The following is a 25,888-nucleotide window of genomic DNA, read 5'->3' on the forward strand; positions in this document are numbered from 1 at the left end:
GCCCGACTCGTCGTCGGCACCGGGCGTTTTTCATTGCTGCAAGCAACGCAACCGTCAGGTCGCGAACCCCGCCATCCGCTTGCGTTCCTGACGCAGCATCACGAAGTTCGCGATCACGACACCGGCCGTCACCGCGACGATGAACAGCGTCGCGAGCGCGTTCATCTCCGGGTTCAGCCCGAGGCGCACGCGCGAGAACACGACGAGCGGCAGCGTCGTCGAGCCGGGGCCCGACAGGAACGCCGACAGCACGAGGTCGTCGATCGACAGCGTGAACGACAGCAGCCAGCCCGCGATCAGCGCCTGCGAGATCAGCGGCAGCGTGATCGTGAAGAACACCTTCAGCGGCGTCGCGCCGAGATCGAGCGCGGCTTCCTCCAGCGACGGGTTCAGCTCGCGCACGCGCGACTGCACGATGATCGCGACGTACGAGATGCACAGCATCACGTGGCCGAGCCAGATCGTGAAGACCCCGCGCTCGGCCGGCCAGCCGATCCACTTCGCCAGTTCGATGAACAGCAGCAGCAGCGAGATCCCCTGGATCACCTCGGGAATCACGAGCGGCGCGTTGATCATCCCGCTGAACAGCGCGAAGCCGCGAAAGCGGCCCATCCGCGCGAGCACGAAGCCGGCCCACGTGCCGATGAACACCGACGCGAACGCGGTCAGCACGCCGATCTTCAACGACAGCCACGCGGCGGTCAGCAGCTCGTCGTCCTGCACCAGCGCCGCGTACCACTTGAACGAGAAGCCCGACCACACGGTGACGAGCTTCGACTCGTTGAACGAATAGACGATCAGGCTGATGATCGGGATGTACAGGAACGCGAAGCCGGCAAACAGCGCCGCGAACTGCAGGTAACGATTCGGCTTCATCGACGGCCCCCCTGCTCCTTCGCCTGGAAATGCTGGAACATCGCCATCGGCACGAGCAGCAGCAGCACCATCGCGCAGGTCACGGCCGACGCCATTGGCCAGTCTGCGTTGTTGAAGAACTCATTCCACATCACGCGGCCGATCATCAGCGTGTTCGCGCCGCCGAGCAGCTCGGGAATCACGTACTCGCCCACCGCCGGGATGAACACCAGCAGGCAGCCCGCGATGATCCCGTTCTTCGACAGCGGCAGCGTGATCTGCACGAACGCCTTCCACGGCTTGGCGCCGAGGTCGTACGCGGCCTCGAGCAGGCGCAGGTCCATTTTCACGAGGTGCGCGTAGAGCGGCATCACGAGGAACGGCAGGTACGAATACACCATCCCGATGTACACCGCGTAGTTCGTGCGGTACAGCTCGATCGGCGTATGGGTCAGCCCGATCCCCATCAGGAAGTTGTTCAGCAGGCCGTTGTTCTTCAGGATGCCGATCCACGCATACACGCGGATCAGGAACGACGTCCAGAACGGCAGCATCACGCCCATCATCAGCAGGTTGCGGGTCGCCGGGTTCGAGCGCGCGATGTAGTACGCCATCGGATAGCCAAGCAGCAGGCACAGCAGCGTCGTGACCGCGGCCACCCACACCGAATTCACGTAGGTCGCGAAATACAGGCTGTCCGTGAACAGGAACGCGTAGTGCGACAGGTTCAGCGCGACGTGCACGACGCCGTCCGCGTACGACGCGAGCTCCGTGTACGGCGGGATGCCGAGCTGCAGCTCCGCGAAGCTGATCTTGACGACCAGCACGAACGGCACGAGGAAGAACAGCACGAGCCACGTGAACGGCCCGGCGACGACCGCCGTGGCGCCCGTCAGGTTGAAGCGCCGCACCGGCCACTCGAGCAGGGACTTGAACGTGGTCATGACGTCAGCACCACACCCGCGGTCGCGCTCCAGCGCACGTAGATCTCGTCGCCGAGCGCCGGCGTGTCGAGCTCGGAAATCGCGAGGCTCGACACGTTCGCGATCACCGTCTTGCCCGCGTCGAGCTTCACGTGATACAGCGAATAACCGCCCATGTACGCGACGTTGCTGATCCTGCCGCGCGCCCAGTTGAACGCGCCTTCGGGCGGCTTGCGCGTGAGCGCGATCCGCTCGGGGCGCACCGACACCGTGACCGGCATCCCGAGCGGGCCCGAGATGCCGTGGCTCACGTACAGCCGGCTCGGCAGTTCCGGCGATTCGATGTACACGTGGTCGGGTTCATCTTCGACGGTCACGCCGTCGAACAGGTTCGTCGAGCCGATGAATTCGGCCGAGAAGCGGCTGTTCGGATATTCGTACACTTCGTTCGGCGAGCCGATCTGCACGATCTGCCCTTCGCTCATCACCGCGAGGCGATTCGCCATCGTCATCGCTTCTTCCTGGTCGTGCGTGACCATCATGCAGGTGACGCCGACCTTGTTCAGGATGTTGACGAGCTCGATCTGCGTGCGCTGGCGGATCTGCTTGTCGAGCGCGGACATCGGCTCGTCGAGCAGCAGCAGCTTCGGGCGCTTGACCAGCGAGCGGGCCAGCGCGACGCGCTGCTGCTGGCCGCCCGACAGCTGATGCGGCTTGCGCTTCGCGTACTTGCCCATCTGCACGAGCTCGAGCGCCGCGGCGACGCGCTCCCTCAGCTCGGCCTTCGGCACGCCTTCCTGCTTCAGGCCGAATGCGACGTTAGACTCGACCGACATGTGCGGGAACAGCGCATACGACTGGAACATCATGTTCACGGGCCGCTTGTACGGCGGCATCTGCGCGAGGTCCTCGCCGTCGATCAGGATCTTGCCCGACGTGACCGTCTCGAGGCCCGCGAGCATCCGCAGCAACGTCGACTTGCCGCAGCCCGAGCTGCCGAGCAGCGCGAACAGCTCGCCCTGGCGCACCGTCAGATTGACGCTGCGCACGGCTTCGGTGTCGCCGAATTTCTTGACGACGTCGACGATCTGGACAAAGTTCTCGGCGCGCGCATCGGCGCCGGAGGAGGAAACGGAGAACGGCGCGCCCGCGACCGGCGCACCCGACTGGCTATTCATGATGTGCTGCTTCTCTCCTGCGTTTGACGAACAAAGCCCCCGGGGGCACCAGGGGCTTCATGACTGCTGGTTCACTTCGCTCGCGTCAGCGGCCCGACTTCAGCTCGGTCCACAGACGCGTCTGCAGGCGCTGGATTTCAGGCGGCAGCGGCTTGAGCAGGAACAGCGTCTTCACGACGTCGGCCGGCGGGTAGACGGCCGGGTCGTTCGCGACGTCGGGCCGCACGTACTTGCGGGCCTCGGCGTTGGCGCTCGGGTAGTACACCGCGTTCGTGATCGCCGCGTGCACCTTCGGATCCTCGATGTAGTTGATCCACTGCAGCGCGGCATCCTTGTTCTTCGCGTCCTTCGGGATCGCCATCACGTCGAACCACACCGGCGCGCCGCCCTTCGGAATGTAGTACTCGACCTTGTACGGCTTCTTCGCTTCGATCGCGCGATGCTTCGCGATCACGACGTCGCCCGACCAGCCGAACGCGAAGCAGATGTCGCCGCCGACCAGGTCGTTGATGTAACCCGACGAGTTGAATTGCGTGATGTACGGGCGGATCTTCTTCAGCACGTCCATCGCGGCCTTGTAGTCGGCCGGGTTCGTGCTCATCGGATCCTTGCCGATGTAGTGCAGCGCAGCCGCGAACATCTGGTCGGGTGCGTCGAGCACCGACACGCCGCAGGTCTTCAGCTTCGCGAGGTTTTCCGGCTTGAACAGGATGTCCCAGTTGTCGAGCGGGACCTTGCCCAGCGCCTGCTGCGCCTTCGTCAGGTTGTAGGCGAGACCCGTCGTGCCGTACGCCCAGGGCACCGAATACTTGTTGCCCGGGTCCGCGCCGGCGACGAGCGCCATCAGTTGCGGATCGAGATACTTGAGGTTCGGCAGCTTCGACTTGTCGAGCGGCGCGAAGATGCCGGCGGCGATCTGCTTGCCCGCGTAGTTGCTGGTCGGCACGACGATGTCGTAGCCCGAGCTGCCCGTCAGCAGCTTCGCCTGCAGCGTGTCGTCGCTGTCGTAGTTGTCGTAGCGGACCTTCACGCCCGACTGCTTCTCGAAGTTCGGGATCGTGTCCTTCGCAATGTAGTCGGACCAGTTATAGACATTAAGCTGCGTATCCTTCGCTGCTGCCGCCGATGCACCCACGCACAGCGCGAGCGCTGCGAACCGGCCCACTACCTTTGCTTTCATCCCGCTCTCCCTCCGGCCGGACACGTTGTCCGGCTGCCGTCTGCCTCGTCATGGCGGCGCATTCTGGTGCTCCGCCCCTCGAAAACCCCGAAAACTACCACCATTCGCGCTACGTCACAAAAAAATCATGCCGGTGTCGCGCAAACGGAACAGATTCCCGCCGCCGGCCAGTCAGGCCGCCCGTGCGGCGGGGTGTTCCGGGGGAATTTTATCGGGTAATCAGCGGCTGTCCACAGGGAAAAACCGACGGTGGCGAAATGACGTTCGCGCGCCGGGCGCGCGGCCCGTTCGGCGGGAGCACACGCTGCGTGTTTCGCCGGTGAAATCGCGACGCGTGTCGCGCGCACCCGGGCCCGGGGCCGGCTGGCGATCCCGCCGGCAAGCCGTTGCCGGTGCGGGGTCGTACTGTCACGGCTCTGCACCGGTACAGCATGCCGGCCGCACCCGCCCGACCGGGCGGCCGCGATGCATTAAAATGGCGGCTGACGATTCAACTGCGCGAACCCTCCCGATGGCCTCCAATCTCCACGACTTGCCCGACAGCCCCTGCATCGGCGTGTGCTCGACCCTCTTCGACGAAGTCTGCAAGGGCTGCGGCCGCACGGCCGCCGAAGTATCGAACTGGGTGTTCCTGAGCGACGACGAAAAGCGCGCGGTGTGGGAGCGCATCACGCGCGAAGGCACCGCGATGCGCTTCCAGTACGACAAGCTGTAAATCCGCCGCGCAAAAAAAAAGCGGCATGCCGACTGCCATGCCGCCAACCCCAACTCTGTTTTTTCCCGCCGCGTCTAGAACTTCATCCCGACGCCCACGCCGACGATCAGCGGATCGATGTGCAGCGTGCCGATGCCCTTGTCACCGAGCGTCGCATCGGTGCTCATCCAGATCTTCTTCACGTCGACGTTCATGAACACCTTCTTCGTCAACTGCACGTCGACACCGAACTGCAGCGCGGGGCCGAAGCTGCTCTTGTTGATCGACACGCCCTCCCCGCCGACGTTGAGCCCGTTGTTGTAGAAGTACGTGTAGTTCAACCCGGCGCCGACGTACGGACGCACCTTGCCCGCATGGTTGAAGTGATACTGCAGCAGCAGCGTCGGCGGCAGCACGCCCACGCCGCCGAGATTGCCGAGGCTCGACGTCAGCTGGTGCCGCGACGTGCCGAGGATCAGCTCGACACCGAGGTAATCGCGGATCATGTACGTGAAGTCGAGCTCGGGCACGATCGCGTTGTTCACGCCGACGTTGAGTGCACCCAGCGTGTCGCTCGCGCGCTCGTTAGGCTGGATGCTGATCGCGCGCAGTCGAACCAGTACGTCACCCTGATTGATGCCGTCGCCCGGCGACGCTGCGTGCGACAGCGAAGGCATCGCGACGAGGCTTGCCGCGACGGCGGCAGCGGTGACACAAGTTCGAATCGTTTTATGCATGGTACGGACCCCCAAAGAATGGTTTCCATTCTCCTCGTAGGGTCTTTTCGACATCTTGATATCCGTCAAGCCAGCGTAAACGTGGGACGGTTTGCCGCAGGCTCGGTCGCACGGCCTGTCAGCAGCAGGTCGAGCAAGTCACGCACGCTGCGGATCGCGCGACCGAACGGCAACGCTTCACGGCCGCGGAAGAACAGCCCGTTCGCGACGTCGCCGCGCAACGCGGCCGCGAGCCGCGTATCGATGCAGAAATGGCCGAACTTCTCGATGCCGTCGCGCAGCCCGCACACGCTCAGGCATTCGAGCGCGGTCGGACAGCGCTGCTTCAGCGCGCCGAGCTTGTTGCGAATGCGCGTCTCGTTGCGCAGGTAACGATCGAGCCATGGTGTCTTCACCGCGCGCGCGGGCAGCCCCGTCACGCTGACGAATTCGACGATGTCGTCGGGCGTCGCGTCGGCGAGCACGCGCTTGAAATCCGGATGCGCGTCGCCCTCTTCCGTCACCGCGAACGGCGTCCCGACCTGCACGCCGTTCGCGCCGGCCGCGAACGCCGCGCGCACCGTGTCGTGACTGTTGATCCCGCCCGCAACGATCAGCGGGATCGTCTCGCGCGCGAGGCCGAGCGACGCCATCACCTGCGCGGTCTCGTCGAGCACGCGTGCGAAATCGAAGCGCGGGTCGTGCATGTCGTCGATCTGCGTGACGCCGAGGTGGCCGCCCGCATGCGCCGGATGCTCGATCACGAGCGCATCGGGCAGACGCCCCTTCTTCATCCACTTCTTCAGCACCAGCGCGATCCCGCGGCTGTCCGACAGGATCGGGATCAGCGCGATATCGTGTCCTTGCGTGAGATCGGGCAGGTCGAGCGGCAGGCCCGCGCCCATCACGATCGCGTCCGCGCCTTCGTCGCACGCGACGCGCACGTAGTCCGCATGCGCGCTCACGGCCTTCATCACGTTGACCGCGATCATCCCGCGCCCTTCGCTGTAGGTCTTCGCGAGACGGATCTCGCGCGCCAGCGCATCGAGGTTCGCGCTTTCGAGCGTCACGCGATCGGGTTGCGCGCGGCACCGCGCGAGCAGGTCCGCATGATGGTGGCGCAGATCGATGCTCGCGATCGTGCCGACCGCGCCTTCGCGGGCGACGCTGCCCGCCAGCCGGTGTGCGGAGATGCCGACGCCCATGCCGCCCTGCACGACGGGCAACAAGGTGCGGCCGCGAATCGTCAGCGGCGGAAAGGAACTGCGTACGGTCATCTGAAACCTCGTCGGAACATCGGAACCGCGATGATCGACGATCCACCGCCGCGCACCTTGACGCGCGTCAATAAAAAAACGGCACGCGAGCGTGCCGTTTCCGGTTCATGCGCGGCGAAGCGCTCAGGCCGGCTTCGCTGGCTTGAGCTGCATCGACTTGTACTCGAGATACTCTTCGAGCCCGTACACGCCGTTCTCGCGGCCATGCCCCGACTGCTTGTAGCCGCCGAACGGCGCGGCGCCGTTCCACGTGCCGCCGTTGATGTCGACCTGCCCCGTGCGGATGCGGCGCGCGACGCCCATCGCACGTTCGTCGCTGCCGGCCCATACCGCGCCGCCGAGCCCGTACGGCGAATCGTTCGCGATCCGCACGGCCTCGTCTTCGTCGCGATACGTGATGATCGACAGCACCGGCCCGAAGATCTCTTCCTGCGCGATCGTCGATTTCGGGTCGACGCGGCCGAACACGGTCGGCTTCACGAAGAAGCCCTTCGCGAGCCCCTCCGGCAGGCCCGTGCCGCCCGTCACGAGTTCCGCGCCTTCGTCGATGCCGCGCTGGATATACGCCTGCACGCGCTGCTGCTGCACGGCCGACGCGAGCGCGCCGAGGCGCGTCGCGTCCTGCCGCGGGTCGCCAGCGACGTACGTTTCGGCCGCGGCCTTTGCGATCGCGCGCGCCTCTTCGTAACGCGCTTCCGGCACCAGCATCCGCGTATGCGCGGAGCAGGTCTGGCCCGCGTTCAGGTAGCACGCGTTGACCGTGCCCTTCACCGCCGTCGCGAAGTCGGCGTCGTCGAGGATCACCGACGCCGACTTGCCGCCCAGTTCGAGCGCAACGCGCTTGACGCCCGCGGCCGCCAGTTCGGCCACGCGCTTGCCGGCGCGCGTCGAGCCCGTGAACGACACCATGTCGACGTCCGGATCGGTCGCCAGCACCTCGCCGACCACCGGGCCATAACCGCACACGAGGTTGAACACGCCGGGCGGCAGACCGGCTTCGTGAATCGCCTCGGCGAGCATGAATGCGTTGAGCGGCGCGACTTCGGACGGCTTCAGGACGACCGTGCAGCCCGCCGCGAGCGCCGGCGCGACCTTCAGCGTGACCTGGTTGAGCGGGTAGTTCCACGGCGTGATCGCCGCGACGACGCCGACCGGCTCGCGCACGACGAGCGAGTTGCCGACCTGCGCCTCGAATTCGAACGACTCGGCGAGCTTCGCGTACGCCTTCCAGTTGTAGATCGGGCCGCCGACCTGGATCGCGCGCGACAGCTTGATCGGCATGCCGACTTCGCCCGTGATCGACTGCGCGAGCTCCTCGGTGCGCGCCTGCAGATGCTCGACGATCTTGCGCAGGTAGCCCGCGCGCGTCGCGGCCGGCGTGGCCGCCCATGCGTCGAAGGCCGCACGCGCCGCGCGGATCGCATCCTGCGCGTCGGAAGCGACGCCCTCCGGAATCCGGCCGATCACGGCTTCGGTGCCCGAGTCGATCACGTCGATCGTGCCGGTTCCGGCCGGTTTGCGCCATGCGCCGTCGATATAGAACTGGTCGTAGATTTTCATCGTGCTGCGTCTCCTGTCGATCAGGGTTAGCGCTTCAGCGCTTACTCTGGTCCCATGCCTTGTGCGGTCGGCCAAAGTTAGCGCTCAAGTCGGCTGGAGCGGGCGCTTCAGCACCTGCGCTTCGCATCGGGTCCCGTGCTTCGGGGAAGCCGACATTCTAACGAGCGTTGCGGTCGACTGGTGTGACGATTGACAGTCATTCGAAAGAACGCCGACCGCTGCCGCATCCGCGCTGCGCCGTCGGCTGTGAACGCCGGCCGTGAACGTCGGCGCAGCGTCCGTTTCGCCGTCGCCGCGTCAGCATCCTCCCGGGTGCGCGGCCGGGCCCGCATCGTGCTATGTTTTTATTATCGGCACCGGCCCATTGCGACCGGTGCCGCCCGGAATCCCTGCATTTCGTGAGCGCTGCCATGTCCGACGCATCCCATACCCTCGGCTCGCAAGACCGCCTGGAGCTGCTTTGCTGGCTCACCTGCGGCAATCTCGGCGCGTTTTACCTCAACGAATCGTGGCCGGACGCCACGTTCCAGGTTCAGGCCGCGCACCGCTGGCTCGATCGCCATCACCGTCAGGCCGACTGGCTCGCGGTCGCCAAGCTCGCGGCGCTCGCGCAGGACATCGCGAAGCGGCACGCCGGGTTCGTCGATGCGTCATGGGCACGCGACGCGGTCGAGGAAATCGTCGATACCGACGATCTCGACTATCGGGCGAAACTCGTGCAATGGGTGTACGAAGACTGCTGCAAGGCGCTCGCGGACAAGCGGCTGGCCGATTGACGCGCGCGGCGGGCGGTACACAAACGGCGGTTGGCCAGCCCGTAGCGGCTGCCGCCGTCAATCGCCGGCACGACCGGAGCGCCCGACCAGCCCCGTTCCCTGCATGGAGCGGCGGATCGAATGACGGTCGTCGAAGCGACGCGCCGGACATACGCCGCGCCCCATTTGCGGGTAAATGCCTGCGCGGGCGGCAATCACGCGGTCATGCCGCGAATCCGTCGCGCGGGTGTTCGATATCGTGCGCCCCGTTGCAGGGCGCACGTCCCCGCATTTACAGCAGCGATTTCCCTTGCGACAGCACCTTGTCGCAGATCTGCTTGGTCACCTGCTGCTTCAGGCCGCCGCCGCTCAGGTCGAGCTTGCTGCCGTTGCCGGCATCGAGGATCCCGCTCGCACCGCTGGTGTAGCCGCTGTCGGATGACGCATTGCCGCCGAGCTTGCCCATCAGCGCGTCCTTCACCGACGATGCGCCGCCGGACGCGCCGCCGAGATAGTTGTTCTGGATGCAGAACTGCAGCAGGCCCGCGACGTTGCCGGTGCTGCCCGGCATCAGCGACGAACCGCCACCGCCCGTCAGCGCACTGCCGAGGCCGCCCAGGTTACCGAGCGCACCGCCCGCGCTACCGCCCGAATCGCCACCGCCGCCGACCTGCTTCAGGACGTCGCCAAGCTGCGCATGGGCCACCGAAAACGGCGCGAGCAATCCGATCAGCGCGCCGGCAACGGTCGCGCGGTATAGACGTGGATTCATGTGAAGCCTCCCGGTTGTGACTGCATGAGTACCGCAAATCGAATTCAAGGATACTCAATCGACCCGGACATGACAGCCTTCGTGCACGGCCTGAAACGTCAGGCATCGTGATATATCGCCGCGATTTGACAATGCTTGACGGGGAGACGTATCGCGCACGGCCGGTTCGATGCGCGACTGAAGGCACGCGCGCGCGAACGCCATTCCGTGTCGCCGGCACACGCAAAGCGTCATAGAATCGTCGTCGGCCGTTCGGGCCCCCGGCCCGATCTCAACCTCGAACATGAAGGATGCTCGCGTGGCGCTCGCCTATCGATTTCTGCTGATCGCCGGTGCATCGGCCGCGCTGATAACCGGTTCCGGCCCGGCCCATGCTGCGCCCCCGCCCGCAGCGACGGCTGCCGCCGCATGCCCGTCACCTTCGTTCGACCGCTATCCGGCACCCGCCGCACGCGCGCCGCGCAAGCCGGCCGCAGCGCCCAGGCTGACCAGCAAGGAAGCCCGCCTGTATCGCACCGTCATTCGCGACGAATTCACGAAACCGGCCAATTTTGCCGGCCACTACCGCGTCGCGATCTGGGGCTGCGGAACGGATTGCCGGAATTTCGCGATCGTCGACAAGTACACGGGCGCGACCTACACGATGCCCGGCGTGAACGCGATCGCGGGCGTCATGGGCAACGACGACGAACGCGTCGATTTCCGCGCCGGCAGTGCACTGCTGATCGTCGCGGGCTGCTTCAACGACGACTGCGACGACAACAACGCGAAGGCCGCCCGGTTCTTCTATGAATGGACCGGCACGCGGCTGCGTCCGGTCGGTACCTGTCCGCTGGCCATCGAGCCGCTTCAGTAGGCGGCCCGGTCGCTTCGCTGGCCGCCATTCGGCACGAATGCGCTATCGTTCGTCCGGTACACCTGAAACGACGCGCCCATCCGCGATGTCCATCCAGCTCAGTTTCGACGACGGGCCCGGCCCGTCGACGCTACCCTTGCTCGACGTGCTGCACGCCGCGTCGTGCAAGGCGACCTTCTTCCTGCTCGGCCAGAACCTCGCGGGCGCGCTCGACGTCGCGGCGAGAATGGCGCGCGAAGGTCATCGGCTCGGCAATCACACTCATTCGCATGCAAGGCCGGGCGCGCTGCCGGACGACGTGTTGATCGACGAAATCGAGGCGACCGACGCGCTGATTCGCGAGGCCTATCACCGGGCCGGCGTTCCCGCACCGGACGCGATCCCGCTGCGCCTTCCCTACGGACTGATGCCGCAGGACAATCGCGCCGGCGTGCTCGCACGGCTGCGGCGCGAACACACGGGCTGGACCGCGATACTGGACGACTGGCAGCGGCCGGCACCGTCGCCCCAGGCGCTGTGCGACGCGATGTGCGCACATGTCGACGCCAGCGCGGCACAGCATCGCGACGTGCTGTTCTGCATGCACGACGGATCGCGGCATGGCGAAGCGCGGCCCAATACGGTCGAAGCCGTGCGCTTGTTCCTGAATCTCCGGGACTGACACAGGGCGACCTGCCAGCTTCAGGGCGTCGCACCATCCAGCAATTGCCGCCAGCCACCGAGAAATCCGATGCCGGGCCCCGGCATCCACAGGCCGCGCTGTGCGGCTTCCAGATGGATCAGCGTCTGGTCCGCGCAGAACAGGGCCATCAGCGCAGCGCGGTTGTCGCGCATCCAGTCCGGCGCAGCATCGCGCCGCATCGCCGCATAGGCCTGCAGCCCGGCTTCCCATCGTTGCGCATCGAACACGAAGCGATCGTCCCTGCCCGCATCGCGCGACAGCGCGAACAGCGCAAAGGCCGTCTCGAGCCACTGCGCGCCCTGCCCGACATCGTCGAAATCGAGCACGCCGTTTACCGCATGGCCCACATACAGCAGGTTGCCCGCGTGATAGTCGCCGTGCAGCCAATGCACCGGCCCGGTCAGCCAGCGTGCCGCGGCGTCGAGATGCGCGCCGATCCGCCGGATCATCGTGTCGTAATGGCTGCTCAAGTCGGCTGGCAACGACGGCATCGCACGCGCCGAGACGCGCGCATGGCGCGCCGACAGCCAAGCCAGCGGCGCGGATTCGCTCGCGGGGATCGCCGCCAGCGCCGCATGCAGATGCGCGAGCGCACGCATCGCATCGATCGCGCCCGCCTGCGCATCGTCGGGCAAGCCGGGACTGCCGTCGATATGCTCGAACAGATGCAGCCAGCTTCCATCGGGCGCCTGCACACCGGGTTGCGCATCCACGGTCGACCGCAATCGCGGCAGCGCGGGCAGCATCGGCGCCGTGCGCGAGCGGCCGAGATGGCCGAGTATCGACGCTTCGCGATGCACCTGCTCGACCGGTTTGCCGGACCACGACACGCGCAGCACCGCGCGCGCCGCATCGCACTCGACGAGATACGTTTTGTTAGTATGGCCCGACGGCAGCGCCTGCATGCGCGCCGGCCTGAGGTTCCAGTGCCGGTGAAGCCAGGATTCCAGCGTTTTCACGTCACTCCTACTCGTTGCATTGACCATGTCAGAGCGTCCTTCGGCCCGCATGCGGGACATCAACATCGAATGGCTGACGCGCGCTGCCGAATTCGACCATCTGTTCCAGACGCGCTGGCTCGGCGAGCGCTTCTTCCACCTGCCCGGCGACATGCTCGCGCTCCAGGAACTGATCTGGCGCACGCGCCCCGACTGCATCGTGCAGACCGGCATCGCGGCGGGCGGCGGTGTCGTGTTCTCCGCGTCGATGCTGGAACTGGCGGGCGAGCACGGCCGCGTCGTCGCGATCGAACCGCGCCTGCGCGACGAGGTCAGGCAACGCCTGCAATCGCACCGGCTCGCCCATCGCATGGTGCTGATCGAAGGCGAATCGTGCACGGCCGACACGCTCGCGTCGGTGCGCGCACAGATCGTCGACGGTGCGCGCGTGATGGCGATCCTCGATCTCACGCATACCCACGCACACGTGCTGCGCGAACTCGAATGCTATGCGCCACTCGTGACGCCCGGCAGCTACGCGATCGTGATGGATACCATCATGGAGTACCTGCCGGCATCGATGTTCGACGGCAAGCCGTACGGCAAAGGCAACAACCCGGCCACGGCCGCGCGCGAATTTCTCGCCCGCGACGCACGATTCGAAGTCGACGAGGACATCGAGGACCGCGTGCTCATGACGCTGTCGCCAGGCGGCTTCCTGAAGCGAGTGCGCTGATCAGGCGCGCGGCCTGCGCCGAGCCGTCACGCGCGTAGCTCGCGCGGATTCGCGCCGCATGCTCGCGCAACGAACCGGGACGCAACAGCCGTTCGAGCGCATCGGTGATGTCCGCCACGCCAGCCTGCTGCAGATCCAGCACGCATCCGGCGCCGGCCCGCTCGACGAAGTGCGCGGAATGAAACTGGTCGTTGCAGAACGGCGACAGCAACATCGGCACGCCGCACGCGAGCGACTCCATCACCGAATTCGCGCCGCCGTGGCTGACGAACGCATGCGTGCGCTGCAGCAGCGCCAGTTGCGGCACATAACGCACCGCGACGACGCGCGCGTCACCGGTCGGCAGCAGATCCGAATCGACCAGTTCGCCCACCGACAGCACCAGTTGCGCCGACGTCGCGCGCGTCGCGTCGATGACCTTCGCGAACACGTCCGGGTGGTAGTAAAGCTGGCTGCCGAGCGACATGTAGACGAGCGGGCGATCCGCATCGAGGCGTTCCCACGGGAACGTCGTCTCGTCGCCGCGCGGGCCGGACGGCAGCGCGGGGCCGACCAGTTCGACACCGGGCGGCGGCGCACCGACCAGCGCGTCGGTCGTGAACGCGAGCGTCAGATGCGGCGACAGGATGTCGCAACCGCGAAAACGCGCGTCGAGACCGTAGCGCGCGAACAGGCGCGTGCGTTCCGGTGCGAGCCAGCGCACCGTGCGCAGCAGCTCCGAATCGAGATCGTCCGGCAACACCGGATTCAGCGAATTGGACATCGAGACCCACGGCAGCCCTTCCAGTTCGGCCGCAATCGCCGCCGCATAGAGCAGCGGATCGATCACGACCACGTCCGGCTGCCATTCGCGCAGGACCGCGCGGATACCGTCGACCTGCGCGGGCGCGAGGTCGATCAGCAGCGTGCGGATCCAGTGCCGCAGCCAGTCGGCGTCGCGGATGTTCGCGGCGAAGCTCGCGCCGCGCGACAGGTCGTGGCGTTCGGGTGTCTCGCGCGGCCCGACGAAGGCGAAATCGCCGGCGCCATCGAGCTGCGCGCTGATGTCGGCCGGCGCATAGAACGCGACGTCGCAGCCGGCGGCGCGCAGATGCTGGGCCGGGCCGATACAGGGATTGACGTGCCCCTTCTCGGGCACCACGCAGAACAGGATGCGTTTCATGAGCGTTTCAGGTTGGGCGATGCGCGGCATCGCGATGATCGAAGTGATCGAGGATCAGCATCAGCGTCGTCCACAGCACGCGTTCGGTATCCGCGTGCAGCGTGGGCGCGGCAAGACCGAGCGTGTCGGCCAGCGCGCACGCGCGGTCGCGATCGAGCAGCGCCGTGAGGTCCATCGCCGGCGCGAGCCGCCCGCGCTTGGGGCCGTGCACGAGACGGTCCGGCAGGTTCAGGCGCGCACCCAGATCGCGCAGGCATTGTTTGTTCAGGTCGGGTTCGACGCTCGTCAGATGCGCGACGACCGCATCGTCGACAAACGGCGGATGCAGGTCGACCGACGCCGCATCGAACAACGCATGGCACAGCGGCAGGTAGTTGGCCGACCGGTCGCGGCGCAACACCTGATCCGCACCGTCTCCGGTGATGGCCACCTCGACGCCATCCGCGGCCATCGCCTCGGCCAGCAGCAGCTTCGCGACCGGATGCAGGTTGAACATCGGCTCCTCGACCGCATGGGTCGTTCTCGGCAGCGCGGCCACGAAATCGGCCTCGTTCGCGCGCACGATCTTCACCGTCGCCTGCATCTGCTCGGCCAGTTCGAGTGCCGCATCGCGTTCGCAATAGTCCGGCATGTCGGTCGCGAGGATGTAGGACGTCACGTGCCGCTGCGCGCCGAGTTCGCGCAGCAACGCGAGCAGCAGCGCCGAATCGAGCCCGCCGCTCAGGGCCAGCGCGACGCGCTTGCCGCTGTCGAGCACGCGTTGCAGCGATGCGCGCAGCACGGTTTCCAGATCGGCGCGCTGCGGCCGTTCCGGTGCCGGCTGCACCGCGAGACCTTGCGGCGAACGGATCAGCGCATGGCCGGGCGGCACGGCGAGCACGTCGCGCAGCACGGTGCGGTCGACGGGACGCTCACCGCTCAGGTAGCCCGCGATGGCGGCCGTGTCCGGCGCGCCGGCCGGTTGCCCCGACGCATGCAGGACGGCCCGGATGCCGGATGCCGATACGCCGGTGCGCGGATGGTAGTGCAGACGATCAAAACCGAACAGGTCGCGCGTGCCGACGATCATGGATAACGAGCCTTCAAGGTGTCCACTTCAATGCGTTTGAGGATGCGATGCGGCGCCACCGGCGCGCTGCCGCCCTGGCAATGCAGGCACGCTTCGAGCGGCGCCTCGCGTTGCAGATAGGCCAGCATCGCGTCGAGCATGTCCGCATCGTCACGCAGCGGCAGGCCGTCGGACCGGAAATCCTTCTCGCCCTTGTAGAGCGTATGGAAATGCGCCGGACGCGTGCAGGTGTAGAACATGCCGTCGCGAATCATATGGCAGCGCTCGCGGATCCAGCAATCGTGATAGAGACGCTGCGCGTCGTCGCGGTCCGTGCCGGGCTGTGCGCGATTCATCGTCGTGAACACGTCCTGCACCTTCCAGTTCAGGCGCACGTCGAAGCGCGCGGCCTGGTGCTCGACATGCGCGATCAGGTCGGGCGAAAGCGACGGCTTCGGGTAACGCGAGATCGTCAGCGCATCCACCGCCTGCCAGAACGCGTCGGACATCTCGCCCAGCTTCAGGCCGTTCGTCGTGACGGAGATCACCGGCGCGATACCCGTGTCGCGCACGCGCCCGATGAGTTCGACGAGCGCCGGGTGCAGCAGCGGCTCGCCGCCGACCAGCTTGAAAACGCGCGGGCTCAGGACCTTTGCGGCCTTGTGCAGATCGGCCTCGACCGAATCGGGGCTCGCATACCACTCGGGCAGCAGCGGCGACAGCGAACAGCATTCCGCGCAGGTCAGGTTGCAGTGATCGACGATATGCGCTTCCAGCGAGCGCGTCCTGACGCGCCCGTCTTCGACGCGGTAATCGCGGTCCAGCGGCGGCGGAAAGACATGCTGCCGCTCGCCGGACGGCGTCGGATTCGAAACCCGGTTCAGATTCGCATTCACTTCAGCTTCCTGCCTGCACGCAACGGGAAAAGAATTCGACGAGACGGTCGCGCGCGTCCACCATCGCGGACGCCATCGTCACCGCGCCGCTCAGGTGCGCGGCGAAGCGCGACGGATCGTCGAGCCAGCCTTGCACGACCCACAGCTTGAGCGCGTGCTGCAGGCACGCGGCATCGACCGCCCACGCGATACGCGCCGGATTCACCGGCCTCACCCGCCGATACGCGAGCACGAAGGCTTCCGCCAGATGCGGCGCCTCCAGCGGCAGATGGTTCAGGCAACGCACCAGCTCGTATTCGCGCGGCGCACCGATCGCCGCTTCCCAGTCGAGGATGAGCGGCGGCGACGTACCCGCGTCCGCGAACAGATAGTTGAACTGGTTGTAGTCGTTGTGGATCGGATGCTGCGGATCGTCGGCGGGAAACGCTTCGATGCTGCCCGGATAATAACGATCGAGCATGCGCAGCGCGAGTTCGACATAACGACGCAGGTTCGCTGCGCCGTCGTTCGAGCGCGCGCGATCCAGCGCGTCCAGCAGGCTGCGGCGCACCGCATCCGCATCGATCGCGGTCAGCCGCGCGCCGATCGTGTCGAGCGACGGCAGATGAAGCCGCTCGAGACTCAGATGCAACGCGGCCAGGCTCGCGCCGAGCGCATCCCATTCGGCCGGCGAAAACGTATCGTAGGTTCTGAACTGTCCGGCTTCCCAGTGCGTCAGCATCGCGTGCGAGCCCGCGCCCGTCCACAGCAGTGCGCCGGCCGTCGTGCGCTTCAGCGTCTGCACACGGAAGCGGGCATCGCCATGCGTCTCGAAATGCGCAAGGACAGTGGCTTCCTTGGCCGCGCGCGCATGATGCTCGAGTGCGTAGAGCTTGATCGCGACACCGCCATCATCGGCCGGCAGATGCCAGACACGTTCGCCGACCTGATGCGGCGATCCACTTCGGCCAAGCGCATAGGCGTCGCGAATTTCGTCGAAGGTGGCGGCGAGCGGGCCCATTCAGATGTGCTCGGCCGGCCCGTGCCGATACGGATGGCCGCTCAGGAACGTGTTGTGGCCGACGTAGCGCAGCTTGTACATCGCCGGCCGGAACAGCACCGACGGATCGTTGTTCACGATGCCGAGCAGCGGATACAGATCCTGCCGCACGAAGAACGCGTTGTTGCCCATGTCGTCGCAGCAGACGAGTTCATAACCCTTCTTTCGGCCGAGGTGCACGAGCGATTCGAGGCTGGCGCCGTAATAGGTCGACCCGTCCCATTCGTGGTCCGGATTGAAGCACATGACCCAGCGCTCGGGCGGCGTGTAGTACGGGTTGTATTCGATCACGACGATGCGCGGCTGAAACGCCTGCAGGCCGCGCCACACCCAGTAGTCGTTGCCGTCGATATCGATCGACAGCAGGTCGAAGTCGGCCGGCGTGTTCGCGTCGGCAAGCAGTTGGTCGACCGTGTCGGGCTGGACGCGGTCATGGTGCAGGTGCACGCGATCGGCGCCTGCGTAGTGGGCGGCAAGCTTGCCGAACCGGTACGCGCTGCCTTCCACCAGCACGCCGGCCCAATCCTGTTCGCGCAGCAGCCGCGCGGTGTTGCTGTTGCGCAGGCCGTCGCTCGCGCCGATGTCGACGCAGAAGCGGTTGACCGGCGCGATCCGCTCCATCAGCCGCGCCAGGATGCTTTCCTCGGTGCCCTGCGCATACAGGCTTGGCGCAAGGCCGGACAGGTCGAGCGGGAAAGGATGGTCCTGCATCGAGGGGCGGCTCCGGGTCGGGATGGGGATTGGAGGTTCGAGATTGGCGTTCGGTGGGTAATTTACCTGAAGTCGATTAACCAGAGGAAACTGGAATGAGCAACGCCGTCAGGCCTCGCCGAGGCGGAAATGAAAAAGCCCGCATCGACAATGTTGTCGATGCGGGCTTGATGCGTTTCCGGCCGTTCCGCTTTATGTGCCCGGCTTCGTGCTGCTTAGCCGGGGCACATGAACGGACGCGTCAGAGCAATTACTCCTGCCCCTGGCTCGTCAGGAATTCTTCGTAGTTGCCGCCGAAGTCGAACAACGTACCGTCCGTGCGCACTTCGATGATCCGGTTCGCCAGCCCGCTCACGAACTCGCGGTCGTGCGACACGAAGATCAGCGTGCCTTCGAACTGCTCGAGCGCGATCTGCAGCGACTCGATCGACTCCATGTCCATGTGGTTGGTCGGCTCGTCCATCAGCAGCACGTTGTGGCGGCCGAGCATCAGCTTGCCCCAGATCATGCGGCCCTTCTCGCCGCCCGACAGCACCTTCACCGACTTCTTGATGTCGTCCGACGAGAACAGCAGGCGGCCGAGCGTGCCGCGCACCATCGTTTCGTCGTCGCCGTCCTTGCGGTACTGGTCGATCCAGTCCATCAGCGTGATGTCGTTCGGGAACTCCTCGTACGTGTCCTGCGGCATGTAGCCGACATTCGCGTTCTCGGACCACTTCACCGTGCCGTGTTCGAGCGCGAGCGCGCCGAGCAGCGAACGCAGCAGCGTGGTCTTGCCCGCGCCGTTCTCGCCGATGATCGCGATACGCTCGCCCGGCTGCACCGACAGGTTGAAGTTCTGGAAGATCGTGCGCTCGTACTTCTTCGTGATGTCTTCAGCGACCACCGCGACGTTGTGCAGCTTCTTCTCGAACTCGAAGCGGATGAACGGGTTCTGCCGCGACGACGGCTTGAAATCCTCGATCTTGATCTTGTCGATCTGCTTCGCGCGGCTCGTCGCCTGGCGCGCCTTCGACTTGTTCGCCGAGAAGCGGCGCACGAAGTCCTGCAGTTCCGCGACGCGCTCCTTGGCGCGAGTGTTCGCCGCGGCCTGGCGCTCGCGCGCCTGCGCCGACGCGAGCATGTAGTCGTCGTAGTTGCCCGGCCAGACCTTCAGCGTGCCGAAGTCCATGTCGGCCATGTGCGTGCACACCGAGTTCAGGAAGTGACGATCGTGCGAGATGATGATCATCGTCGAGTTGTACTCGTTGAGCATGCTCTCCAGCCAACGGATCGAGTTGATGTCGAGGTTGTTGGTCGGTTCGTCGAGCAGCAGCACGTCGGGCTTCGAGAACAGCGCCTGCGCGAGCAGCACGCGCAGCTTCCAGCCCGGCGCGACGTCGCTCATCGTGCCGCTGTGGAACTTCTCCTCGATGCCGATGCCGAGCAGCAGCGCACCCGCGCGCGCTTCGGCGTCGTAACCGCCGTATTCGGCGAACTTGCTCTCGAGCTCGGCCGCGTGCATGTAGTCGTCGTCGGTGGCTTCCGGGTTCGCGTAGATCGCGTCACGTTCGGTCATTGCGGCCCACATCTCGGTGTGGCCCATCATCACGACGTCGAGCACGCGCACGTCTTCGTACGCGAACTGGTCCTGGCGCAGCTTGCCGAGACGGACGTTCGGCTCCAGCGCGACGTTGCCGGCGCTCGGCTCGAGGTCGCTGCCGAGGATCTTCATGAACGTCGACTTGCCACAGCCGTTCGCGCCGATCAGACCATAGCGGTTGCCCTCGCCGAATTTGACCGAGATGTTCTCGAACAGGGGCTTTGGCCCGAATTGCATCGTGATGTTGGCAGTAGAAAGCACGGCAGGTCCCGTTAAAGGATAAATCGACGGAAAACCGTGTATTTTAGCAGGTGTCGGAGAAACTGCCGACCATGCCGTTCCGACAGCGCATTCCGACCCCTGGTCCGCCGCCCGGCGGCCCGCCAACACGACGGCACGCGCCCCACCGCCGTCTTACTGGATGGAATCCCGCATGCTTGCCAGCCAGCTTCGCGAACAACTCGTCGGCGCATGGCGCCTCGTGTCCTACGAAGTCCGCCCGCGCGACGGCAGCGCGGTCGCCTACCCGCTCGGTCGCGACGTGCGCGGCTGGATTCTCTACACACCGGACGGCTACATGTCCGCCCAGCTGATGGCCGCCGGTCGGCCGCCTTACGCGAACGGCGACCTGCACGGCGGCACCGCCGACGAGTGTGCGACCGCCGCGCGCGGCTACGTCGCCTATTCCGGCCCCTTTCATGTCGACGACGACGGCACGCTGACCCACGAAATGGACGTCAGCCTGTTCCCGAACTGGATCGGCAACGTGCAGCAGCGGGTCGCCGTGCTTGACGGCGATCGCCTGCAACTCGGCACCGCCGCCCCGGCGCGGATCGACGGCCGGGAAGTCGACGCCGTGCTGCACTGGGCGCGCGCGGGCCGCTGACGCACCGCCGGCGGCCGCAACGGTTCGCCGGATCGGCGCGACCGGGCGGCCGGCCGTTGCGCGCACACGCCGCGTGCGGCGTGCGGCGCGGCTGCGTCGCGCAAACGCGCCTCGCGCTCACCGTGCGACGAGCGCGCACACCCGCACATCACTTGCCGGCCTTCATCGCCGCCTTCTGCGCGACCTTCTCCTTCATCTGCCCGAACAGTTCCGAGCACGGCACGTCCCGGTTGTTGCTCGGCGCGATCAGCGGGATCAGCGCCGCGAACGGGTTGATCAGCCCGAGCCCGATCATCGCGCCGGCACGCAGCGCGAGCGCGCCCGCATCGACGCCGACGTTCGGGTTCTTGAACGTGCCCTTCGCATACAGCGGCGAGCGCAGCGAGAAGATCCGGAAGCCCTTCGTATGCGGATGGATCTTCAGGTCGAGCGTTTCGTCGCGCAGGCTGATCGGGCCATCGACGTTGATCAGCGCGTCGTCCGTATCGAGCGCGAACACCTTCGGGTCGAGCATGCCGTTGGTCGCGACGAAATCGATCGCCGCGCAGTTGATCTTCACGTCGTTGTTGCCGAACAGCTTCTCGTAGACGACGTTCGCCACGTTCAGCCCCGCCGCTTCCATCAGCAGGCGGCTGATGCGTCCGTCGGTCACGAGCGCCTTCACTTCGCCGTTCGACGTCGCGGCCAGCGCGGCCGGCGAATTGCCGGTCGCCGACAGCGACGCGTCGCCATTGATCTCGCCGAGCGCCGACTGCATGACCTTCTGCGCAGGGAACAGCTGCTTGAGCTTCAGGTGACGCGCGGCCACCGTGAAGCGCCCCTTCAGCGGCGCGCCGCTGCCGTCGAGGTGCGCGGTCGTCGCGAGCGTGCCGCCCGCGACGCCGAACTGCAGCGGTTCGAGCGACAGCACGCCGTCCTGCATCACGATGTGCGTGTACAAGTTCGTGATCGGCAGGTCCGAACTCTTGACCAGCTTGCGGCCCGTGAACTTGACGTCCGCGTCGAGCGCGCGCCAGCGGTCGGTGCGGAACGTCTCGACCGGCAGCACGCGGCCCGACGGCTGGCGTGTCGTGTCGCCGCGCTGCGCCTTGCTCGCGGCCGTGTCCGCACCGATCACCGGCGCGAGATCGGCGAACTGCAGCAGGTTCGACACGAGTTCGCCCGACAGCTTCGGCCGCGGCTCGCGCTGCTCGTACACCAACGTGCCGCCAAGATCGCTGCCGCCCACGCGGCCGTTGAAGTTCTCGTAGCGGAATGTGCTCGCGCGCCGCTTGAAGTTGCCGATCAGCCGCCCTTCGGTCGCGTAAGGCGGCGTGTCGGGCAGCGTGATGCCGGTGAGCTGGTAAAGGTGCGACATCGACGTGCCCTGCAGCCACAGCCGCAGGTCGATCGCCGCGAGATGCGTCGGATCGGTCAGCGTGCCGACAATCGCGAGCCGCGTGTCGCCGGCCTTCACGTCGGCCTGCAGCGGGAACGGCCGCGACGTGTCCTGGATCGCCAGCACGCCGCCGAGCTTGCCGGTACCGCTGATCGGCACGTTCTTGTAGCGACCGTCGACCTTCAGTCCGAACGCATAGGTCGGGCCGGACGGCTTCGCCGGCGCCGCGGCACCGCTTGCGCCGGACGCGACAGCGGCCGTCGATGCGGAAGCGGCAGACGAGGCAGACGAGGCAGACGATGCTGAAGCCGAAGCGACCGAAGACGCAGCCGAAGCGCCTGCGGACGACGCCGCACTCGCCGCCTGTGCCGCGGATGCGCTCGACGCGGCTTCCGCGTTGGCCTTCGCGCTCAACTGCGCGGCGCCGTGCTTGCCGACCCGCTGCGCGGACGCCGCACGCGACGTCTGTTCCTGCTCCTTCAGCACGTCGCCGAGCGGAATCGGCTGCCCGAGCGTATCGATCGCGACGGTCAGGTCGGCCTTCGTGATCGCATCGCGATACGTGACGGTGCCCTTCGCGAAGCCGAAGCTGTCAAGCCGTACCTTCCACGGCGACGGCTGCGACGATTGCTTGAACTGGAAGGTCCACGTATTGCGGCCGTCGGCGAGTCTCTCGAGGTCGACGGCGGGATTCTCGATGTCGATCGACGGAATCACGATCTCGTGCGCGAGCAGCGGCAGGATCGCAAGATCGAAGTGCGCGGCATCGAGCGTGACGAACTTGGGCGTCTTCGCCCAGTCGGGATTGCCGATCTCGAGCTGCGTGGCCGAAAAACTCGGCCAGGGCACCCACGCACGCCAGCCGGTCTCGCCGTCGGGGCGACGCCAGCCGACCTTCAGGTCGCCGTTGATCGCGAACGGGCGGCCGAGTGCCGCACTCACCTGTTCGTTGACCCACGGCTTCGCGCGGTTCCAGTCGAACGTGAAAAGAAAGACGCCGGCCGCCGCGATGAGCACCGCGACGATACCGACGATCCATGCAGCCGATTTGCCGATGGCTCGGGTTAGCGTCATGGCGGTTCCGTTGTTGTTCTGAAGTGTTGCCGCATCATGCCGGGCCGCGTGCGTGGACGAACGGCGCACGACACCCGCGGCTTTTCAATCGGTATTATGACGCACGCCATGGTGACGTTTCGGCGCCATTAACGCTTTTTTTCATTTGTGACATGACAGCCCCCACCGGCCTCATCGATGCGCAGCGCATCACGCGGCGCGACGCCAGCAGCGGCAAGACCCTGCTCGCCCCGACCGATTTCAGCCTCGTTGCGGGATCGCGAATTGCCATCACGGGCCCGTCCGGGTCGGGCAAGAGCGTGCTGCTGCGCGCGCTCGCGCTGCTCGACCCGCTCGACGGCGGCCACATCCTGTGGCGCGGCAGCCGGATCCGGCGCGGCGCGATCCCGCGCTATCGGCGCAGCGTCGCCTACGTGCGCCAGCGCCCCGCGCAGATGGACGGCACCGTCGAAGCGCAATTGCGCTATCCGTATTCGCTCGCGATCTATCGCGACGTCGCGTTCGATCGCGCGCGCGCCGAAGCGCTCGCCGCGCAGGCCGGCCGCGGCCCCGACTTTCTCGACAAGCGCGCGAGCGACCTGTCGGGCGGCGAAGCCCAGATCACGGCACTGCTGCGCGTGCTGCAGCTCGATCCCGACGTGCTGCTGCTCGACGAGCCGACGTCCGCGCTCGATCCCGAATCGGCACGCGCGATCGAGGCGCTCGTCGGCGCATGGTTCGACGCGGCGCCCGACGCACGCGCATACATGTGGATCTCGCACGATCCGGCGCAGGCCGCGCGGATCGGCACGATGCGGCTCGTCATGCAGGCCGGCGTGCTGCATGTCGCGAACCCGACGGAGGCTGCGCAATGAGCCCGGCACTGCAGGACCTGAGTCTCGTCGACGTCGGCATTGCCGCCGCGCTCGTCGCAGTCAACGGCGCGATCTCGGTCGCACTGTCGCTCGGCCTCGGCCGCAAGCTCGCGCTCGCGGCGGTGCGCACCGTCGTCCAGTTGCTCGCGATCGGTTACGTGCTCGGCTGGGTGTTCGGTCATCCTCACTGGTACGTCGTGCTGCCGCTCACCGCGCTGATGACGCTGATCGCCGGCTTCGCCGGCGCGGGGCGCGGCAAGCGCACGTACCGCGGCCAGCGCATCGACAGCATCGCATCGATCTGGTTCAGCAGCTGGTTCGTCGCGGCGGTCGGCCTGTTCGTCGTGATCCGCATCCATCCGTGGTTCGCGCCGCAATACGCGATTCCGATCCTCGGGATGATTCTCGGCAATACGCTGACGGGCGTGTCGCTCGGCGTCGAACGGATGATGGAAGAACTCACGGCCCGCCGCGACCGCGTCGAGACCGCGCTCGCGTTGGGCGCGACGCGCTGGGAAGCCGCGCAGGACGCCGCGCGCCAGGCCGTGCGCGCGGGCATGCTGCCGACGCTGAACCAGATGGCAGTGGTCGGCGTCGTGAGCCTGCCGGGGATGATGACGGGCCAGGTGCTGGCCGGCCAGTCGCCGCTGCAGGCCGTGCGCTACCAGATCGTGATCATGTTCCTGATTGCCGCGGCCTCCGCGCTCGGCACCGTCGGCGCGGTGCTGATGACCTATCGCCGGCTGTTCTCGGCCGATCACCGCTTTCTCGCGGCACGGCTAGAAGAGCGCACGCACTGACACGCAACGACGCCGCGCGAAGCGCGATGCGCGATTGCGTAGTCAGCGCGCGGCGCGGCGCTTGCCGATCGCCTGCCGCAACGCGGCCGCGATGTCCGTGTCGGGCGCGAGCCCGTCGACCGATGCGACGAGTCGCACCGCGCGCGGCGTCGTCACATACGCCTGCGCGCCGACATAGCTGCCGCTGCCGGCCGAGCGCGTCGTCACGACGAGCGCCTGCGGCGCCCGCGCGCCGAGGTCGGCCGTAAACGCGTCGGCGATCGTGCCATCGCGCGCATGCAGCACGCCCGTCACGTAATCGTCGGTATCGAAGCCGGGCGCGGCATGCGCGGTCGAATATACGCGCACCGCGTAGCTGCCGGTCGAGCACGGCTCGAGCGCGCCGCTCGACACCACGGCCACCTGCTGCCGCGACGGCAACTCGACCTTCTTCACGAAACTGCAATCGTCGGCCGCCTGCGCGTGCGCGGCGACGAACGCAGCAGCAGACAGCAGCATGCGCATTCGGAATTTCATCGGGATATCGTTACAGGAAGGTGATGATGTGGCCGAGCATAGCGTGACATCCGCATGACGTCACGCACCGCCGACGCGCGGCGAACGGTGCAATACCGTTGTCGCGGCACTGTCAGTACCGCGAAGCAGGTCGCGGGAAAGCATCGTGACGGCGGCACGCAACCGTCACGTGCCGCCCTGCTTGTCCCGCCATTCGAATCCGTTGTGCGCGCACCGGACGACCCACCTGCCCGCGCGGCGCCGCTCAATGCTTGATCGACACCGTCACCTTCGTGCCATCGCTCATCGTCACGGACTTCGAACCGCCGTTGGTCGAAATCGACACCCACTTCACCTGGCTCACCGACGCGACGTCCGGACACTGCAGCGATTTGCCGCCGGCCGTCACGTTGCGCGTGCCCTTCGGCGCGGCCGCCTGGAAGCTCAGCTGTACGTTGGCAACGCCCTTCGCGTCGACCGACGGCGCAAGCCGCACCTGGGTCTGGCGCACCATCGCGCCGTTCTCGTCGCGCGGCAGGCTGTCGGCGTTCGGGCAGCCGCTCGGCATCGCGACCGCGCCGCTCGGCGGCACCGACTTCCAGTTGAAGTCGTCCGTCTCGCCCGAGCGGATCTTGCGGGTCTCCTGCGTATTACCGAAGGTCTTCGAATCGACCTTGACGGTGTATTCGAGCTGTCCCGTACCGCCGCCCTTCAGGCTGCCCTTGACCGGCGGCGCCGCGAATACGCTCGCGCTGACGCACGCCGCCACGAACACGACCGACCACGATGCGGCGACCGACAAGCTGCGTTGGCTCATGCTGACCTCCTTGTAATGCGGCGG

26 protein-coding genes are annotated in these 25,888 nt (G+C 66.6%); 8 read left to right on the forward strand and 18 right to left on the reverse strand.

Annotated features, from left to right (window positions below; genetic code table 11):
* Positions 1-54 precede the first annotated feature (54 nt).
* From ACN22W_RS09845 to ACN22W_RS09860, 4 genes are all read right to left on the reverse strand, one after another.
* Positions 55-876 carry an ABC transporter permease subunit gene (locus ACN22W_RS09845; protein ID WP_419683892.1) on the reverse strand — a complete coding sequence of 274 codons (822 nt, stop codon included), beginning with the start codon at positions 874-876 and terminating at the stop codon, positions 55-57.
* Positions 873-1,799 (reverse strand): ABC transporter permease subunit, encoded by a 927-nt coding sequence (locus ACN22W_RS09850; protein ID WP_129512211.1) that lies wholly within the window; start codon positions 1,797-1,799, stop codon positions 873-875. Before ACN22W_RS09850 ends, ACN22W_RS09845 begins: the two co-directional genes overlap by 4 nt.
* On the reverse strand, positions 1,796-2,956 hold the full coding sequence (locus ACN22W_RS09855) for an ABC transporter ATP-binding protein (protein ID WP_419683894.1): 1,161 nt from the start codon (positions 2,954-2,956) through the stop codon (positions 1,796-1,798). The genes ACN22W_RS09850 and ACN22W_RS09855 overlap by 4 nt, the downstream gene beginning before the upstream one ends.
* An 85-nt stretch (positions 2,957-3,041) precedes the next feature.
* Positions 3,042-4,136: a polyamine ABC transporter substrate-binding protein gene (locus ACN22W_RS09860; RefSeq protein ID WP_193098457.1), complete on the reverse strand. Its 1,095-nt coding sequence runs from the start codon at positions 4,134-4,136 to the stop codon at positions 3,042-3,044.
* A 511-nt stretch (positions 4,137-4,647) separates the two neighbouring features.
* Between ACN22W_RS09860 and ACN22W_RS09865 the strand changes: the two genes are divergently transcribed.
* The gene (locus ACN22W_RS09865) at positions 4,648-4,851 is read left to right on the forward strand and encodes a DUF1289 domain-containing protein (RefSeq protein ID WP_006493160.1); all 204 of its coding nucleotides are present in this window, start codon (positions 4,648-4,650) and stop codon (positions 4,849-4,851) included.
* 74 nt (positions 4,852-4,925) lie between these two features.
* Here ACN22W_RS09865 and ACN22W_RS09870 read toward each other — a convergent pair whose 3' ends face one another.
* From ACN22W_RS09870 to ACN22W_RS09880, 3 genes are all read right to left on the reverse strand, one after another.
* The gene (locus ACN22W_RS09870; protein ID WP_129512214.1) at positions 4,926-5,567 is read right to left on the reverse strand and encodes an OmpW/AlkL family protein; all 642 of its coding nucleotides are present in this window, start codon (positions 5,565-5,567) and stop codon (positions 4,926-4,928) included.
* A gap of 65 nt (positions 5,568-5,632) precedes the next feature.
* The gene (locus ACN22W_RS09875; RefSeq protein WP_419683900.1) at positions 5,633-6,823 is read right to left on the reverse strand and encodes an NAD(P)H-dependent flavin oxidoreductase; all 1,191 of its coding nucleotides are present in this window, start codon (positions 6,821-6,823) and stop codon (positions 5,633-5,635) included.
* 123 nt (positions 6,824-6,946) lie between these two features.
* Positions 6,947-8,383 carry an aldehyde dehydrogenase family protein gene (locus ACN22W_RS09880; protein ID WP_419683902.1) on the reverse strand — a complete coding sequence of 479 codons (1,437 nt, stop codon included), beginning with the start codon at positions 8,381-8,383 and terminating at the stop codon, positions 6,947-6,949.
* Between the two features lie 410 nt (positions 8,384-8,793).
* Between ACN22W_RS09880 and ACN22W_RS09885 the strand changes: the two genes are divergently transcribed.
* The gene (locus tag ACN22W_RS09885) at positions 8,794-9,159 is read left to right on the forward strand and encodes a hypothetical protein (protein ID WP_047900785.1); all 366 of its coding nucleotides are present in this window, start codon (positions 8,794-8,796) and stop codon (positions 9,157-9,159) included.
* A gap of 271 nt (positions 9,160-9,430) precedes the next feature.
* On the opposite strand, the gene ACN22W_RS09890 is transcribed toward ACN22W_RS09885, so the two are convergent.
* The gene (locus ACN22W_RS09890; RefSeq protein WP_419683904.1) at positions 9,431-9,910 is read right to left on the reverse strand and encodes a DUF2501 domain-containing protein; all 480 of its coding nucleotides are present in this window, start codon (positions 9,908-9,910) and stop codon (positions 9,431-9,433) included.
* Positions 9,911-10,208: 298 nt separating this feature from the next.
* On the opposite strand from ACN22W_RS09890, the gene ACN22W_RS09895 reads away from it, so the two are divergent.
* Positions 10,209-10,766, forward strand: coding sequence for a hypothetical protein (locus tag ACN22W_RS09895; protein WP_419687405.1), 558 nt, complete (start codon positions 10,209-10,211; stop codon positions 10,764-10,766).
* Between the two features lie 85 nt (positions 10,767-10,851).
* On the forward strand, positions 10,852-11,427 hold the full coding sequence (locus ACN22W_RS09900; protein WP_419683906.1) for a polysaccharide deacetylase family protein: 576 nt from the start codon (positions 10,852-10,854) through the stop codon (positions 11,425-11,427).
* 20 nt (positions 11,428-11,447) lie between these two features.
* Here ACN22W_RS09900 and ACN22W_RS09905 read toward each other — a convergent pair whose 3' ends face one another.
* Positions 11,448-12,434 carry a phosphotransferase gene (locus tag ACN22W_RS09905; protein WP_419683908.1) on the reverse strand — a complete coding sequence of 329 codons (987 nt, stop codon included), beginning with the start codon at positions 12,432-12,434 and terminating at the stop codon, positions 11,448-11,450.
* Here ACN22W_RS09905 and ACN22W_RS09910 point away from each other — a divergent pair.
* Positions 12,433-13,122, forward strand: a complete 690-nt coding sequence (locus tag ACN22W_RS09910; RefSeq protein WP_419683910.1) for a cephalosporin hydroxylase family protein — start codon at positions 12,433-12,435, stop codon at positions 13,120-13,122. The genes ACN22W_RS09905 and ACN22W_RS09910 overlap by 2 nt on opposite strands.
* Here the strand turns inward: ACN22W_RS09910 and ACN22W_RS09915 are convergent.
* The 6 genes from ACN22W_RS09915 to ACN22W_RS09940 all read right to left on the reverse strand — a co-directional run bounded on the left by ACN22W_RS09915 (position 13,079) and on the right by ACN22W_RS09940 (position 19,821).
* Positions 13,079-14,284 carry a glycosyltransferase gene (locus tag ACN22W_RS09915; protein ID WP_419683912.1) on the reverse strand — a complete coding sequence of 402 codons (1,206 nt, stop codon included), beginning with the start codon at positions 14,282-14,284 and terminating at the stop codon, positions 13,079-13,081. The genes ACN22W_RS09910 and ACN22W_RS09915 overlap by 44 nt on opposite strands.
* Before the next feature lie 7 nt (positions 14,285-14,291).
* Positions 14,292-15,353 carry an asparagine synthase-related protein gene (locus ACN22W_RS09920; RefSeq protein WP_419683914.1) on the reverse strand — a complete coding sequence of 354 codons (1,062 nt, stop codon included), beginning with the start codon at positions 15,351-15,353 and terminating at the stop codon, positions 14,292-14,294.
* Positions 15,350-16,228 (reverse strand): radical SAM protein, encoded by an 879-nt coding sequence (locus ACN22W_RS09925; protein WP_419683916.1) that lies wholly within the window; start codon positions 16,226-16,228, stop codon positions 15,350-15,352. Before ACN22W_RS09925 ends, ACN22W_RS09920 begins: the two co-directional genes overlap by 4 nt.
* A gap of 1 nt (position 16,229) precedes the next feature.
* Positions 16,230-17,228 (reverse strand): phosphotransferase enzyme family protein, encoded by a 999-nt coding sequence (locus ACN22W_RS09930; protein WP_419683918.1) that lies wholly within the window; start codon positions 17,226-17,228, stop codon positions 16,230-16,232.
* On the reverse strand, positions 17,229-17,978 hold the full coding sequence (locus tag ACN22W_RS09935; RefSeq protein ID WP_419683920.1) for an FkbM family methyltransferase: 750 nt from the start codon (positions 17,976-17,978) through the stop codon (positions 17,229-17,231).
* Between the two features lie 250 nt (positions 17,979-18,228).
* Positions 18,229-19,821: an ABC-F family ATPase gene (locus ACN22W_RS09940; RefSeq protein WP_193098482.1), complete on the reverse strand. Its 1,593-nt coding sequence runs from the start codon at positions 19,819-19,821 to the stop codon at positions 18,229-18,231.
* A gap of 172 nt (positions 19,822-19,993) precedes the next feature.
* Here ACN22W_RS09940 and ACN22W_RS09945 point away from each other — a divergent pair, with 172 nt between their 5' ends.
* Complete coding sequence (locus ACN22W_RS09945; protein ID WP_193098483.1) at positions 19,994-20,446, forward strand: lipocalin-like domain-containing protein; 453 nt, start codon at positions 19,994-19,996, stop codon at positions 20,444-20,446.
* A 148-nt stretch (positions 20,447-20,594) separates the two neighbouring features.
* On the opposite strand, the gene ACN22W_RS09950 is transcribed toward ACN22W_RS09945, so the two are convergent.
* Complete coding sequence (locus tag ACN22W_RS09950) at positions 20,595-22,898, reverse strand: AsmA family protein (protein WP_419683923.1); 2,304 nt, start codon at positions 22,896-22,898, stop codon at positions 20,595-20,597.
* 152 nt (positions 22,899-23,050) lie between these two features.
* On the opposite strand from ACN22W_RS09950, the gene ACN22W_RS09955 reads away from it, so the two are divergent.
* Together ACN22W_RS09955 and ACN22W_RS09960 are read left to right on the forward strand one after the other, a co-directional pair.
* A complete protein-coding gene (locus ACN22W_RS09955; protein WP_419683925.1) occupies positions 23,051-23,752 on the forward strand; it encodes an ABC transporter ATP-binding protein in 702 nt (233 codons plus the stop codon).
* Entirely contained in the window at positions 23,749-24,552 is an 804-nt protein-coding gene (locus ACN22W_RS09960) for an ABC transporter permease (protein ID WP_419683927.1), read from the forward strand. The genes ACN22W_RS09955 and ACN22W_RS09960 overlap by 4 nt, the downstream gene beginning before the upstream one ends.
* A 42-nt stretch (positions 24,553-24,594) precedes the next feature.
* Here ACN22W_RS09960 and ACN22W_RS09965 read toward each other — a convergent pair whose 3' ends face one another.
* Together ACN22W_RS09965 and ACN22W_RS09970 are read right to left on the reverse strand one after the other, a co-directional pair.
* On the reverse strand, positions 24,595-25,068 hold the full coding sequence (locus ACN22W_RS09965) for a PliI family lysozyme inhibitor of I-type lysozyme (protein ID WP_419683929.1): 474 nt from the start codon (positions 25,066-25,068) through the stop codon (positions 24,595-24,597).
* 244 nt (positions 25,069-25,312) lie between these two features.
* Positions 25,313-25,864, reverse strand: coding sequence for a DUF6013 family protein (locus tag ACN22W_RS09970; RefSeq protein WP_412021730.1), 552 nt, complete (start codon positions 25,862-25,864; stop codon positions 25,313-25,315).
* Between the last annotated feature and the right edge of the window lie 24 nt (positions 25,865-25,888).

This window comes from Burkholderia theae (genome assembly GCF_048565265.1).
Taxonomy (GTDB): domain Bacteria; phylum Pseudomonadota; class Gammaproteobacteria; order Burkholderiales; family Burkholderiaceae; genus Burkholderia; species Burkholderia theae.

What these genes read in the sequence shown, in the direction of transcription:
- ACN22W_RS09845 (WP_419683892.1), bottom strand. Translation starts at nt 876, where the DNA reads ATGAAGCCGAATCGTTACCTGCAGTTCGCGGCGCTGTTTGCCGGCTTC.
- ACN22W_RS09850 (WP_129512211.1), bottom strand. Translation starts at nt 1,799, where the DNA reads ATGACCACGTTCAAGTCCCTGCTCGAGTGGCCGGTGCGGCGCTTCAAC.
- ACN22W_RS09855 (WP_419683894.1), bottom strand. Translation starts at nt 2,956, where the DNA reads ATGAATAGCCAGTCGGGTGCGCCGGTCGCGGGCGCGCCGTTCTCCGTT.
- ACN22W_RS09860 (WP_193098457.1), bottom strand. Translation starts at nt 4,136, where the DNA reads ATGAAAGCAAAGGTAGTGGGCCGGTTCGCAGCGCTCGCGCTGTGCGTG.
- ACN22W_RS09865 (WP_006493160.1), top strand. Translation starts at nt 4,648, where the DNA reads ATGGCCTCCAATCTCCACGACTTGCCCGACAGCCCCTGCATCGGCGTG.
- ACN22W_RS09870 (WP_129512214.1), bottom strand. Translation starts at nt 5,567, where the DNA reads ATGCATAAAACGATTCGAACTTGTGTCACCGCTGCCGCCGTCGCGGCA.
- ACN22W_RS09875 (WP_419683900.1), bottom strand. Translation starts at nt 6,823, where the DNA reads ATGACCGTACGCAGTTCCTTTCCGCCGCTGACGATTCGCGGCCGCACC.
- ACN22W_RS09880 (WP_419683902.1), bottom strand. Translation starts at nt 8,383, where the DNA reads ATGAAAATCTACGACCAGTTCTATATCGACGGCGCATGGCGCAAACCG.
- ACN22W_RS09885 (WP_047900785.1), top strand. Translation starts at nt 8,794, where the DNA reads ATGTCCGACGCATCCCATACCCTCGGCTCGCAAGACCGCCTGGAGCTG.
- ACN22W_RS09890 (WP_419683904.1), bottom strand. Translation starts at nt 9,910, where the DNA reads ATGAATCCACGTCTATACCGCGCGACCGTTGCCGGCGCGCTGATCGGA.
- ACN22W_RS09900 (WP_419683906.1), top strand. Translation starts at nt 10,852, where the DNA reads ATGTCCATCCAGCTCAGTTTCGACGACGGGCCCGGCCCGTCGACGCTA.
- ACN22W_RS09910 (WP_419683910.1), top strand. Translation starts at nt 12,433, where the DNA reads ATGTCAGAGCGTCCTTCGGCCCGCATGCGGGACATCAACATCGAATGG.
- ACN22W_RS09905 (WP_419683908.1), bottom strand. Translation starts at nt 12,434, where the DNA reads ATGGTCAATGCAACGAGTAGGAGTGACGTGAAAACGCTGGAATCCTGG.
- ACN22W_RS09915 (WP_419683912.1), bottom strand. Translation starts at nt 14,284, where the DNA reads ATGAAACGCATCCTGTTCTGCGTGGTGCCCGAGAAGGGGCACGTCAAT.
- ACN22W_RS09920 (WP_419683914.1), bottom strand. Translation starts at nt 15,353, where the DNA reads ATGATCGTCGGCACGCGCGACCTGTTCGGTTTTGATCGTCTGCACTAC.
- ACN22W_RS09930 (WP_419683918.1), bottom strand. Translation starts at nt 17,228, where the DNA reads ATGGGCCCGCTCGCCGCCACCTTCGACGAAATTCGCGACGCCTATGCG.
- ACN22W_RS09935 (WP_419683920.1), bottom strand. Translation starts at nt 17,978, where the DNA reads ATGCAGGACCATCCTTTCCCGCTCGACCTGTCCGGCCTTGCGCCAAGC.
- ACN22W_RS09945 (WP_193098483.1), top strand. Translation starts at nt 19,994, where the DNA reads ATGCTTGCCAGCCAGCTTCGCGAACAACTCGTCGGCGCATGGCGCCTC.
- ACN22W_RS09950 (WP_419683923.1), bottom strand. Translation starts at nt 22,898, where the DNA reads ATGACGCTAACCCGAGCCATCGGCAAATCGGCTGCATGGATCGTCGGT.
- ACN22W_RS09955 (WP_419683925.1), top strand. Translation starts at nt 23,051, where the DNA reads ATGACAGCCCCCACCGGCCTCATCGATGCGCAGCGCATCACGCGGCGC.
- ACN22W_RS09960 (WP_419683927.1), top strand. Translation starts at nt 23,749, where the DNA reads ATGAGCCCGGCACTGCAGGACCTGAGTCTCGTCGACGTCGGCATTGCC.
- ACN22W_RS09965 (WP_419683929.1), bottom strand. Translation starts at nt 25,068, where the DNA reads ATGAAATTCCGAATGCGCATGCTGCTGTCTGCTGCTGCGTTCGTCGCC.
- ACN22W_RS09970 (WP_412021730.1), bottom strand. Translation starts at nt 25,864, where the DNA reads ATGAGCCAACGCAGCTTGTCGGTCGCCGCATCGTGGTCGGTCGTGTTC.